Here is a 289-nt window from a genome sequence, read left to right on the forward strand (position 1 = left end):
CTGTGGAAGAAGCTGCCGGGCTTCTTCACGCCGGGGACGCCCCTCTACAGCGAGGCGGGCGGCGGCAATGTCGGCAAGGGCGACATCAAGCTCGGCCAGAAGCTGCTCAAGGAGGCCGGCTACAAGGGCGAGCGCGTGGTCCTGCTGGCCCCGGCCGACCAGCCGATCGCCTACAACCAGTCGCTGGTGACCCAGGACCTGCTCAAGCAGCTCGGCATGAACGTCGATCTGGTCTCGACCGACTGGGGCAGCTTCATCGCCCGCCGCGGCAATCGCGGGCCGGTCGATG

1 protein-coding gene is annotated in these 289 nt (G+C 68.2%); it reads left to right on the plus strand.

Features of this window, described 5'->3' with window-relative positions; all coding sequences use genetic code 11:
- Positions 1-289: ABC transporter substrate-binding protein (locus tag KZZ06_RS20385; protein WP_257884522.1), on the plus strand; the 289-nt coding region annotated here is incomplete at both ends.

The sequence above is a fragment of the Sulfitobacter sp. CW3 genome (assembly GCF_019392245.1).
Taxonomy (GTDB): Bacteria; Pseudomonadota; Alphaproteobacteria; order Rhodobacterales; family Rhodobacteraceae; genus Sulfitobacter.